The sequence below is a fragment of the Acidovorax delafieldii 2AN genome, assembly GCF_000175235.1.
GTDB classification, from domain to species: Bacteria; Pseudomonadota; Gammaproteobacteria; order Burkholderiales; family Burkholderiaceae_C; genus Acidovorax; species Acidovorax delafieldii_B.
In genome coordinates this window covers 1-11,046 of sequence record NZ_ACQT01000122.1, presented here as the reverse complement: position 1 = coordinate 11,046, position 11,046 = coordinate 1, and the positions used below count along the sequence as shown (strand labels likewise).

Below are 11,046 nucleotides of genomic sequence, written 5' to 3'. Positions count from 1 at the left end.
GCCGCGCAGCGTCGCCGCGGGCGAGGCGCTGCAGGGCGTGACGGTGGTGACCGTGGGCAAGGACGAGGCCGTGGTGGAGATCGGCGGTGCGCGGCGCACCCTGCACCTGGGCGAAGCGCCCATCAGCGTGGGCAGCAAGGGCGGCGGCCGCCGCGTCGTGCTGACGGCCGACAGCCGGGGGCACTTTGTGAACAGCGGCACCATCAACGGCGCCACCATGCAGTACATGGTGGACACGGGCGCCTCCACGGTGGCCATCGGCCGCCCCGACGCCGAACGCATGGGCCTCAACTACCTGAGCGGCCAGCCCGTGCGCATGAACACCGCCAACGGCATTGCCCAGGGCTGGCGCATGAAGCTCGACTCGGTGCGAATCGGCGATGTCGAGGTGTTCGGTGTCGAGGCCATCATCACGCCCCAACCCATGCCGTTCGTGCTGCTGGGCAACAGCTTCCTGACCGAATTCCAGATGACCCGAACCAACGACCAGATGGTGCTGGAAAAGCGCCACTGAGCCCTATGTCCGCGCGACTTCCCTCCGGCAACCGGCGCCACGATGGCGAATACGAAGACCTTCTGGGCCTGTGGTCCGACCTGGAGTCGGCCCTGTCCATCGTGCTGGGCGCGCCGCTGCGGGTGCAGGATTTTCCGACCAAGATACGCCAGCTCGACCGCTGGCTGCAGGACCTGGTCGCCCACGACATCGACGCCGCGCTGTACCTGATGTTCCAGCTGGCCTCCACCTCCACGGTGGGCTACAGCGCCTCGCATGCGCTGGTGTGCGGCACCCTGTGCCACATCATGGCGCACGAGCTGAACCTGCCCCAGCGCGAACGCGACAGCCTGGTGCGCGCCGCACTCACCATGAACATCGGCATGACCGCGTTGCAGGATCTGCTGGCCGAACAGCGCGACAAACCGAATTCGGCGCAGCAGGACGCCATCCGCCACCACCCGCAGGAAAGCCAGGCCTTGCTGGAGCGCCTGTTCGTCACCGACAGCCTGTGGCTCGACGTGGTGGGCCAGCACCACGCCAGCATTTCCGAACGCGTGCCCCTGGCTGAACAGGCACCGCAAGACCGCCTGACCCGCATCCTGGGCACCATCGACCGCTACGCCGCCATGATCAGTCCCCGCAAGTCGCGCGCGGGCCGCAGCGCCACCGATTCCGTGCGCGCCCTCGTGGGCAAAGAGGTCGACCAGCGCGACGAGGTGAGCTATGCGCTGGTGCGCTCGGTGGGCCTGTGCCCACCGGGCACCTTCGTGCGACTGGACAACGGCGACACCGCCATCGTGCTGCGGCGGGGCGAAAAGGCCAACCAGCCTCTCGTGGCCAGCCTGCTCGACCGCGCTGGCGTGCACCGGGCGCAGCCGGGCATCTACCAGACGGCCGCCGGCAAGCCGCGCATCCAGTCGGCCCTGGCCCGTGCTGCCGTGACGTTGGAACTGAACCACCGCACCATGGTGCGGCTGGGCGTATACGCCGCAGCACAGCCCCACTCGGGCCTCATGGGGCTAGTCACCACCCCCGGCGCGCTGTAAGCGCTGCCAGGCGCTTTCACCTTGTGGCCCTGCCCCTGCGCGGCGCGCGAGCAGGGCGCCAATCAGGGCTTTGCCTTGGGCGGGGCGCCGGCCTTCGAGCGCCCCAGGCGCGATTCCTTGCCCTCCATCAGGCGCCGGATGTTGTCCTTGTGGCGCCAGGCCAGCAGCATCGACATCACCGCGATGGCCACGGCAATGCTGGCCTCCGCATACCAGACCACGCCGCTCACCAGCAGGTAATACACGGGCGCGAACACCGCGGCCACCAGCGAGGCCAGCGACGAATAGCGGAAGAAAAACGCCACGATCAGCCAGGTGAGCGCCGTGGCCAGCCCTAGCCAGCCGCTGATGCCCAGCAGCACGCCCAGCGCCGTGGCCACGCCCTTGCCGCCTTCAAAGCGAAAAAACACGGGCCACAGGTGCCCGAGGAAAGCCGCCAGCCCCACCAGTGCCACCGTGCCATCCTCCAGGCCATAGGGTTTGCCAAACCAGCGCACCAGCACCACGGGCAGCCACCCTTTCACGGCATCGAGCAGCAGCGTGACGATGGCAGCGGCCTTGCTGCCCGAACGCAGCACATTGGTGGCGCCGGGGTTCTTGCTGCCGTAGGTGCGCGGATCGTTCAGCCCCATCAGGCGCGTCACGATGACGGCAAAGGACAGCGAGCCCAGCAAATAGGCTGCCACGGCGGCTAGGACGGGATACACGGCGTTCAAATCAGCTCCTTCGGGGGACAACAACGCGGCGCGCATGCGCCGGGGCGGCCTATTCTGCCAGCGCGCACTGCACCGGCCGGGCGCCGAGCAGGCGCACGCACTCCTGCGGGTCGATCTGCACCAGAAAACCACGCCGGCCGCCATTGATGGCGATGCGGGGCAGCTGCAGGATGCTGTCTTCGATGAACACCGGCATGGCCTTGCGGGTGCCAAACGGCGAGGTGCCCCCCACCAGGTAGCCACTGTGGCGGTTGGCCACTTCGGGCTTGCAGGGCTCGACCGACTTGGCGCCAATCTGCCGCGCCAGGTTCTTGGTGGAGACCTTGCGGTCGCCATGCATGAGCACGATGAGCGGCTTTGCGTCCTGGTCCTGCATCACCAGGGTCTTGACCACGGTGTGCTCGTCCAGCCCCAGGCTGGCCGCGCTGTGGGCGGTGCCGCCGTGCTCGACGTAGTCGTAGGGATGCTCGGTGAAGTCCACCTTGTGCGCCTTGAGCATCTGCGTGGCGGGGGTTTCGCTCACGTGCACGCCCTTGCTGTCCTTCTTGGCCATGATCGCTTCAAAAACAATAGCTATTGGCGCCCGCCCGTCAAGCGCAGCGGGTCATTTTGATTCTCAAATCGCAGGATCGCCGAGTTCCCAGCGCACCTGGTCGATGGCGCCCAGCAACTCGGGCGAAAGCGTGGTGCCCCAGGCGCCCAGGTCTTCGTCGAGCTGCGCCAGCGAGGTCACGCCGATGATGGTGCTGGCCACGCGCCAGTTGGTGTAGCAGAACGCCAGCGCCAGTTGCGTGGGCGTGAGGCCGTGGCTGCGCGCAAGCTGGTTGTAGCGGCGCGCGGCGGCCAGCGCCTCGGGGCGGCCCCAGCGCTGCTTGCGCACCGATTCGTGGCCGGAAATGCGCGCACCCCGGGGCGCATCGGGCCCTTCGATGCCGCTGGCGTCGTACTTGCCGGTGAGCAGGCCGAAGCCCAGCGGCGAGTAGGCCAGCAGCGACACGTTCAGGCGGTGGCAGGTCTCGTCGAGCGCGTTGTCGTAGCTGCGGTTGATCAGGCAATAGGGGTTCTGCACCGTGGCCACGCGCGGCAGGCCGTGCTGCTCTGCCAGGCGCACGAACTCATGCACGCCATAGGGGGTTTCGTTCGACAGCCCGACATGGCGCACCTTGCCAGCCTTGACCAGCCCGGCCAGGGCCTGCAGTTGATCGTGGATCGGCGTCTGCGATGTTTCCTTGGCCGGGTCGTAGTACTTGGCGCCGAACGCGGGCACATGGCGCTCGGGCCAGTGGATCTGGTACAGGTCGATCACATCGGTCTGCAGGCGGCGCAGGCTGGCATCGCACGAGGCCACGATGTCGGCGGCCGTCATGCCCCGGCCCTCGCGGATCCAGGGCATGCCGCGCGACGGGCCCGCCACCTTGCTGGCCACCACGAGCTTCTGGCGCACGCCAGGATTCTTGGCAAACCAGTTGCCAATGATGGTTTCGGTCGCGCCGAAGGTCTCGGCCCGCGCCGGCACCGCGTACATCTCGGCGGTGTCGATAAAGTTCACGCCACGGTCGAGGGCGCGCGCCAGGATGGCATGCGCGTCACTCTCGCCCACCTGCTCGCCAAAGGTCATGGTGCCCAGACAGATGGGAGAGACCTGCAGATCGCTGGTGCCGAGTTGGATTTTTTGCATGGGGAAAAGGACTACAAGCAACGAAAGGACTGCGCAGAATAATGGATTTCGTTTCGCCGTGCTGCCCCGCCCGCCATGCCCGAAGGCCCCTCCCTCATCATCCCGCGCGGGCAGGCCGCCGCCTCAGCGGGGCAGGCCATCGTGCGGGTGGAGGGCAACACCTCCATCGGCAGGCAGCGGCTGGCAGGCCAGCGCATCGTGGCGCTGCGCACCTGGGGCAAGCATTTCCTGGTCGAGTTGCCCACGTTCACGCTGCGCGTGCACTTTCTGCTGTTTGGCAGCTACCGTATCAACGAACGCAAGGACACGCCGCCGCGGCTCGCCCAGCAGTGCGAGCAGGGCGAACTCAATTTCTATACCTGTTCTCTCAGGTTCATCGACGAGCCCCTGGATGCGGTGTACGACTGGCAGGCCAACATGATGTCGGATGCCTGGAACCCGGCGCTCGCCCTGGAGCGCCTGCGGGCCGCCCCCGTCCCATTCCACGGTGCCCAGCCGCCTCGGCGACACCGCCGGGCGGCGGTCGCCCGGACGCCGAATTAACATGGCAGAGCGCCGGGCATCTCGACAGCCCGCCCGGTGGTCCACCCATCTGCCCTGCCCGCTCTTACGCGCCCCATCGATGTACACCCCTGCCAAACCCTCTCGCAGCAGCATGTTGCCGCTGCGCCGCCTGAACTACCACGTTCGCCAGTGGGGCCCCGAAGAAAGCGCCCTGCCCCCGCTGGTGCTGCTGCACGGCTGGATGGATGTGAGCGCTTCGTACCAGTTCATGGTCGATGCGCTGTGGCATGAGCGGCGCATCATCGCCCCGGACTGGCGCGGCTTCGGGCGCACCGCCAGCGCGCAGGCCGACCATTACCTCTTTGCCGACTACCTGGCCGACCTGGACCTGCTGCTGGACCAGTGTGCACCCGACCAGGCCGTGGACCTGGTGGGTCACAGCATGGGGGGCAACGTTGCGATGATGTACGCTGGCGTGCGCCCCGCGCGCATCCGCCGCCTGGTCAATCTGGAAGGATTTGGCTTGCCCGCCACCCAGCCCGCCCAGGCCCCCGCGCGCTATGCACAGTGGATCGACGAGATCAAGCAACTGCACCAGGGCGACAAGGCCCTCAAGACCTACGACGGCCCCGAAGCCGTGGCGCAGCGCCTCATGAAGACCAACCCCCGCCTGTCCCAGGACAAGGCCGAATGGCTGGCCCTGCATTGGGCGCAACCCAATGCGCAGGGCCTGTGGGAAATTCTGGGCGACCCGGCGCACAAGATCACCAGCGCGCAGCTGTACCGCGTGGACGAAGCGCTGGCCCTGTACGGCTGCATCACGGCGCCTGTGCTGGCCGTCGAGGCCAGCGGCGACAGCCTGGGCCAATGGTGGCAAGGCAAATACAGCCTGAACGAATACCATCAACGCCTGACCCACGTGCGCAACGTGCGCATTGCCGTGGTGCCGGACGCCGGCCACATGCTGCACCACGACCAGCCCCAGGCCGTGGCGGCACTGATCGAGCGGTTTCTGGAAGAATCCTGATCAGAATGGGCCCATGCGCTTATTCATCAATCGCTTATAGCTATCATTTTTGATACGCCACACCCCCACGCGCCGCGTGCCTGAACCCCGGCCTCTTCGCCACGGCGGGGCATTGGGCACGGCAGAAGGCGGCCCATGAGAAAATCTAGGGTTATTCCACAGAACACCCAGGACACGACCATGGACGCAGAACATATCAACCTCATCGGCAACACCCTCTCCGACCTGTCCGTGCGCACGCAAGAGTTACGGAGGTATCTTTGACTTCGATGCCAAATTCGAACGTCTGAGAACCGTCAACGCATCGCTCGAAGACCCTGCCGTCTGGAACGATCCCAAGAAGGCCCAGGAACTGGGCAAGGAAAAGAAGTCGCTCGACGGCGTGGTGCTCACGCTCGACAAGCTCACGCGTGAGCTGGCCGACAACGCCGAGCTGTACGAGATGAGCAAGGAAGAAGGCGACGAGGCCGGCCTGCTCACCATCGAAGCCGAAACCGCCAAGCTGAGGCCCGAGATCGAACAGCTCGAGTTCCGCCGCATGTTCAGCAACGAGGCCGACCCGCTCAACTGCTTCGTGGACATCCAGGCCGGCGCCGGCGGCACCGAGGCCTGCGACTGGGCCAGCATGCTGCTGCGCCAGTACCTCAAGTACGCCGAGCGCAAGGGCTTCAAGACCACGGTGGAAGAAGAAACCGCCGGCGACGTCGCGGGCATCAAGAGCGCCACGATCAAGGTCGAGGGCGAATACGCCTACGGCCTGCTGCGCACCGAAACCGGCGTGCACCGCCTGGTGCGCAAGAGCCCGTTCGACAGCTCGGGCGGGCGCCACACCAGCTTTGCCAGCCTGTTCGTCTACCCCGAGATTGATGATTCGATCCAGATCGACATCAACCCGGCCGACGTCCGCACCGACACCTACCGTGCCTCGGGCGCGGGTGGCCAGCACATCAACAAGACCGACTCGGCCGTGCGCCTGACCCACATCCCCACGGGCATCGTGGTGCAGTGCCAGGACGGCCGCAGCCAGCACGGCAACCGTGACATTGCCTGGCAGCGCCTGCGCAGCCGACTGTATGACCACGAGATGCGCAAGCGCCAGGAAGAGCAGCAAAAGCTCGAAGACACCAAGACCGATGTGGGCTGGGGCCACCAGATCCGCAGCTACGTGCTGGACAACAGCCGCATCAAGGACCTGCGTACCGGCGTCGAAATCTCGGCCACCCAGAAGGTGCTGGACGGCGACCTCGACGCATTCATCGAAGCCTCCCTCAAGCAGGGCGTTTAAGGAAAACCATGTTGCAACTGCGTGACGGCCAGGGACAAGCGCCCGCCATCCACCGCGCCGACTACCAGGCCCCGGCCTGGTGGATCGACACCGTCGATCTCACGTTCGACCTGGACCCCGCCAAGACCCGCGTGCTCAACAAGATGCGCCTGCGCCGCAACCCCGAGGTGCTGGCACAGCCGCTGCGCCTGGACGGCGAAGAGCTGAACCTGGCACGCGTCATGGTCAATGGCGGCGGTACCTCGTTCAAGATGGATGGCAACCAGCTGGTGCTGGAGAACCTGCCCGAAGGCAACGAGCCCTTCGATCTGGAAATCTTCACCACCTGCGCGCCAGCCAAGAACACGCAGCTCATGGGCCTGTATGTGAGCCAGGGCACGTTCTTCACGCAGTGCGAGGCCGAGGGTTTCCGCCGCATCACCTACTTCCTCGACCGGCCGGACGTGATGGCCAGCTACACCGTCACGCTGCGCGCCGACAAGGCGCTGTACCCGGTGCTGCTGAGTAACGGCAACCTGGTGGACAGCGGCGCGCTCGAAGACGGGCGCCACTTCGCCAAATGGGTCGATCCGCACAAGAAACCCTGCTACCTGTTCGCCCTGGTGGCGGGCAAGCTCGTGGCGCGCGAGCAGCTCATCAAGAGCCGCTCGGGCACCTCCCACCTGCTGCAGGTGTATGTGCGCCCCGGCGACCTGGGCAAGACCGAGCACGCCATGAACTCGCTGATGCACAGCGTGGCCTGGGACGAAGCCCGCTTCGGCCTGCCGCTCGACCTGGAACGCTTCATGATCGTCGCCACCAGCGACTTCAACATGGGCGCCATGGAGAACAAGGGCCTGAACATCTTCAACACGAAGTACGTTCTGGCCAGCGAGGCCACCGCCACCGACACCGATTTTTCGAACATCGAAAGCGTGGTGGGCCACGAGTATTTCCACAACTGGACAGGCAACCGCGTGACCTGCCGCGACTGGTTCCAGCTCTCGCTCAAGGAAGGCCTCACCGTCTTCCGCGACCAGGAATTCAGCCAGGACATGGCGGGCAGCCCGTCCGCGCGCGCCGTCAAGCGCATCGAGGACGTGCGCGTGCTGCGCACGGCGCAGTTCCCCGAAGACGCGGGCCCCATGGCCCACCCGGTGCGGCCCGACAGCTACGTCGAGATCAACAACTTCTACACCGTCACCATCTACGAAAAGGGTGCGGAGGTGGTGCGCATGCAGCACAACCTGGTGGGCCGCGAAGGTTTTGCCAAGGGCATGAAGCTGTATTTCGACCGGCACGACGGCCACGCCGTGACCTGCGACGATTTCGTGCAAGCCATTGCAGATGCCAACCCCGGCAGTCCGCTGGCGCAGCACCTGCCCCAGTTCAAGCGCTGGTACAGCCAGGCCGGCACGCCCCGCGTGCGCGCCACGGGCCGCTATGACGCAGCCACGCGCAGCTATGCGCTCACGCTGTCGCAAAGCTGCGCGCCCACGCCCGGCCAGAGCGAGAAGTTGCCTTTCGTCATCCCGGTGGAACTAGGCCTGCTGGACGCCGCCACGGGTGCTGCCCTGCCCCTGCAACTGGCGGACGACAGCGCCGCGCAGGCCGGCGCAACCCCCACCTCGCGCGTGGTGGTGCTGACCGAAGCCTCGCAAACACTGACCTTCACCCACCTCGACAGCGAGCCCGTGCCATCGCTGCTGCGCGATTTCAGCGCCCCCGTGGTGCTCGACATCGACACCACCGATGCGCAGTTGCTCACGCTGCTGGCCCACGATGCCGACGCGTTCAACCGCTGGGAGGCCGGCCAGCGTCTGGCACTGCGCATTGCTATCAATGCAATAGCTGATAATGCACAACAGACAAGCGCAAACGGCCATTTTGACCACAAAATCCTCCCTGCGGAGTTTGTCGAGGCCATGCGCGCCGTGCTGCGCCATCCGGCCCTGGATGCAGCCTTCAAGGAACTGGTGCTCACCCTGCCATCCGAAACCTACATTGCAGAGCAGCTGGATGTGGTGGACCCGCAGCGCATCCACGCCGTGCGCGAAGCCATGCGCGAGCAACTGGCCCTGTCGCTGCAGGCCGACTGGGAATGGGCCTGGGAGCAGAACGAGGACACCGGCGGCTACCGCCCCGACCCCGTCTCCTCCGGCCGCCGCGCGCTCAGTGGCCTGGCGTTGCACATGCTGTGCATTGCTGCCCAGCGCACGGGCGACGTGGTGTGGCCTGGCAAGGCCTACCAGCGTTTCAAGGTGGCAGGCAACATGACCGACCGCTTCAACGCCCTCACCGCCCTGGTGGCCAGTGGCTGCGAACTGGCGGCGCCGGCCCTGGCCCGCTTCCACGCACTGTTCAAGGACGAGCCGCTGGTCATCGACAAGTGGTTCGCCCTGCAGGCCGGCGCGCCCGACCGCGGCGGCAACGTGCTGCCCACCGTGCGCCAGCTCCTGCAGCACCCGGACTTCAGCATCAAGAACCCCAACCGCGCGCGCAGCGTGATCTTCAGCTATTGCAGCGCCAACCCTGGGGCCTTCCACCGCGCCGATGCGGCCGGCTACGTGTTCTGGAGCGACCGCGTGATCGAGCTGGACGCCATCAACCCCCAGGTGGCTGCGCGCCTGGCCCGGGCGCTGGACCGCTGGAAGAAACTGGCAGAACCCTGGCGCACCGCCGCCCGCGAGGCCATCGCCCGCGTGGCCGCCCGCGAGGGCCTGAGCAACGACGTGCGCGAGGTCGTCACCCGCGCACTGGCCGATTAAGGAGATTTTCATGGCAAACAAAGTCAGCCTGACCCGCTACCTCGTCGAACAGCAGCGTGTGGATGGCCTCATCCCCGGGCAGCTGCGCCTGCTGCTCGAAGTGGTGGCGCGCGCCTGCAAGAGCATCAGCCACGCCGTCAACAAAGGCGCCCTCGGTGGTGTGCTCGGCAGTGCCGGCAGCGAGAACGTGCAGGGCGAAGTGCAGAAGAAGCTCGACATCATCGCCAACGAGGTGCTGATCGAGGCCAACGAATGGGGTGGCCACCTCGCCGGCATGGCCAGCGAGGAGATGGACGGCATCTACGTCGTGCCCAACCGCTACCCCAAGGGCGAATACCTGCTGCTGTTCGATCCCCTCGACGGCTCCAGCAACATCGATGTAAACGTCAGCATCGGCACCATCTTCAGCGTGCTCAAGATGCCCGAGGACGACCGCGGCGTGGACGAAGGCGACTTCCTGCAAAAGGGCAGCCAGCAGGTGGCCGCCGGCTACTGCGTCTATGGCCCGCAAACCACGCTGGTGCTCACAGTGGGCGACGGCGTGGCCATGTTCACGCTCGACCGCGAGCAGGGCTCATTCGTGCTGACGCAGGAAAACGTGCGCATTCCCGAGGACACCAAGGAATTCGCCATCAACATGAGCAACATGCGCCACTGGGACGAGCCCGTCAAGCGCTACATCGACGAATGCCTGCAGGGCAAGGAAGGCCCACGCGGCAAGGACTTCAACATGCGCTGGATCGCCAGCATGGTGGCCGATGTGCACCGCATCATGACGCGCGGCGGCATCTTCATGTACCCCTGGGACAAGCGCGAGCCCAACAAACCCGGCAAGCTACGCCTGATGTACGAAGCCAACCCCATGGGCTGGCTCATCGAGCAGGCCGGCGGCGCCGCAACCAATGGACGCCAGCGCATCCTCGACATCCAGCCCACCCAGTTGCATGAACGCGTCAGTGTGATTCTTGGTTCAAAAAATGAAGTGGAACGCGTGACAAGCTATCATTCCACGCTATAATTTGAGGCTTACGCCGGTGTAGCTCAGTCGGTAGAGCAGCTCATTCGTAATGAGAAGGTCGGGTGTTCGATTCATCTCTCCGGCACCAATAAAATCAATGACTTACGAGTCGTTGTTGTCCAAAGTGCCGTCTCCTGTCACACTCAAGTCACAGTAGACGGCACAATTTGGCAGCACTGCATAACAGTGCCATCTCTCTCCAGCCAGTTTTTGTGCCGTCACATTTCGCTGACCGTACACAAAACACAACATGGCTGCCATCCGTGAACGCAAAGACCAAAACGGCAAGATGAGCTACCAAGCTCAGGTTCGTATCCAGGGCTATCCGCCGCAGTCGAAAACTTTCTTGCGAAAGACCGACGCCAAGCAATGGGCCATCCAGACGGAAACCGAAATCCGCACTGGCATGACCATCCGGAAAAACTCCGCCAGCAAGCACACAGTGCGCGAGATGCTGGAGCGCTATCGCGACAACGTCTTGACCGACAAGGCCAACGGCGGCAAAGACCACAAGACCCACATCGCCTGG

10 protein-coding genes, 1 tRNA gene and 1 pseudogene are annotated in these 11,046 nt (G+C 65.4%); 9 read left to right on the top strand and 3 right to left on the bottom strand.

Annotation, left to right across the window (positions count from 1 at the left end):
* The coding region (locus ACDELDRAFT_RS14360) for a retropepsin-like aspartic protease family protein (protein WP_005798015.1) at positions 1-514 on the top strand (514 nt) is incomplete at its 5' end.
* Between the two features lie 5 nt (positions 515-519).
* Positions 520-1,542 carry an HD-GYP domain-containing protein gene (locus ACDELDRAFT_RS14355; protein WP_005798013.1) on the top strand — a complete coding sequence of 341 codons (1,023 nt, stop codon included), beginning with the start codon at positions 520-522 and terminating at the stop codon, positions 1,540-1,542.
* A 62-nt stretch (positions 1,543-1,604) separates the two neighbouring features.
* Here the strand turns inward: ACDELDRAFT_RS14355 and plsY are convergent, their stop codons facing one another.
* The 3 genes from plsY to ACDELDRAFT_RS14340 form a co-directional block, all read right to left on the bottom strand.
* Positions 1,605-2,258 (bottom strand): glycerol-3-phosphate 1-O-acyltransferase PlsY, encoded by a 654-nt coding sequence (gene plsY, locus ACDELDRAFT_RS14350; RefSeq protein WP_040329285.1) that lies wholly within the window; start codon positions 2,256-2,258, stop codon positions 1,605-1,607.
* Positions 2,259-2,307: 49 nt separating this feature from the next.
* On the bottom strand, positions 2,308-2,811 hold the full coding sequence (ybaK, locus tag ACDELDRAFT_RS14345) for a Cys-tRNA(Pro) deacylase (protein WP_005798009.1): 504 nt from the start codon (positions 2,809-2,811) through the stop codon (positions 2,308-2,310).
* 63 nt (positions 2,812-2,874) lie between these two features.
* On the bottom strand, positions 2,875-3,936 hold the full coding sequence (locus tag ACDELDRAFT_RS14340) for an aldo/keto reductase (RefSeq protein WP_005798007.1): 1,062 nt from the start codon (positions 3,934-3,936) through the stop codon (positions 2,875-2,877).
* Positions 3,937-4,011: 75 nt separating this feature from the next.
* Here ACDELDRAFT_RS14340 and ACDELDRAFT_RS14335 point away from each other — a divergent pair, with 75 nt between their 5' ends.
* From ACDELDRAFT_RS14335 to ACDELDRAFT_RS14305, 7 genes and pseudogenes are all read left to right on the top strand, one after another.
* On the top strand, positions 4,012-4,479 hold the full coding sequence (locus tag ACDELDRAFT_RS14335) for a DNA-formamidopyrimidine glycosylase family protein (protein WP_005798005.1): 468 nt from the start codon (positions 4,012-4,014) through the stop codon (positions 4,477-4,479).
* A 79-nt stretch (positions 4,480-4,558) separates the two neighbouring features.
* Positions 4,559-5,467, top strand: a complete 909-nt coding sequence (locus tag ACDELDRAFT_RS14330; protein ID WP_005798004.1) for an alpha/beta fold hydrolase — start codon at positions 4,559-4,561, stop codon at positions 5,465-5,467.
* A 180-nt stretch (positions 5,468-5,647) separates the two neighbouring features.
* Positions 5,648-6,752, top strand: a protein-coding gene (gene prfB, locus ACDELDRAFT_RS14325; protein ID WP_100084449.1) for a peptide chain release factor 2 whose coding sequence is annotated in 2 segments (ribosomal slippage) — positions 5,648-5,728 and positions 5,730-6,752 — 1,104 coding nt in all. Because the reading frame shifts where the segments join, the coding sequence is not laid out codon by codon here.
* Positions 6,753-6,760: 8 nt separating this feature from the next.
* Entirely contained in the window at positions 6,761-9,499 is a 2,739-nt protein-coding gene (gene pepN / locus ACDELDRAFT_RS14320; protein WP_005797998.1) for an aminopeptidase N, read from the top strand.
* A 10-nt stretch (positions 9,500-9,509) separates the two neighbouring features.
* On the top strand, positions 9,510-10,517 hold the full coding sequence (locus tag ACDELDRAFT_RS14315; protein ID WP_005797996.1) for a class 1 fructose-bisphosphatase: 1,008 nt from the start codon (positions 9,510-9,512) through the stop codon (positions 10,515-10,517).
* Positions 10,518-10,529: 12 nt separating this feature from the next.
* A tRNA-Thr gene (locus ACDELDRAFT_RS14310) sits at positions 10,530-10,605 on the top strand.
* 162 nt (positions 10,606-10,767) lie between these two features.
* A pseudogene (locus ACDELDRAFT_RS14305) lies at positions 10,768-11,046 on the top strand (hypothetical protein); the annotation flags it as partial.

Bases quoted from the DNA above. Each gene is read 5' to 3' on its own strand.
- ACDELDRAFT_RS14340 (WP_005798007.1), bottom strand. From the start codon at position 3,936: ATGCAAAAAATCCAACTCGGCACCAGCGATCTGCAGGTCTCTCCCATC.
- ACDELDRAFT_RS14335 (WP_005798005.1), top strand. From the start codon at position 4,012: ATGCCCGAAGGCCCCTCCCTCATCATCCCGCGCGGGCAGGCCGCCGCC.
- ybaK (WP_005798009.1), bottom strand. From the start codon at position 2,811: ATGGCCAAGAAGGACAGCAAGGGCGTGCACGTGAGCGAAACCCCCGCC.
- pepN (WP_005797998.1), top strand. From the start codon at position 6,761: ATGTTGCAACTGCGTGACGGCCAGGGACAAGCGCCCGCCATCCACCGC.
- ACDELDRAFT_RS14315 (WP_005797996.1), top strand. From the start codon at position 9,510: ATGGCAAACAAAGTCAGCCTGACCCGCTACCTCGTCGAACAGCAGCGT.
- ACDELDRAFT_RS14355 (WP_005798013.1), top strand. From the start codon at position 520: ATGTCCGCGCGACTTCCCTCCGGCAACCGGCGCCACGATGGCGAATAC.
- ACDELDRAFT_RS14330 (WP_005798004.1), top strand. From the start codon at position 4,559: ATGTACACCCCTGCCAAACCCTCTCGCAGCAGCATGTTGCCGCTGCGC.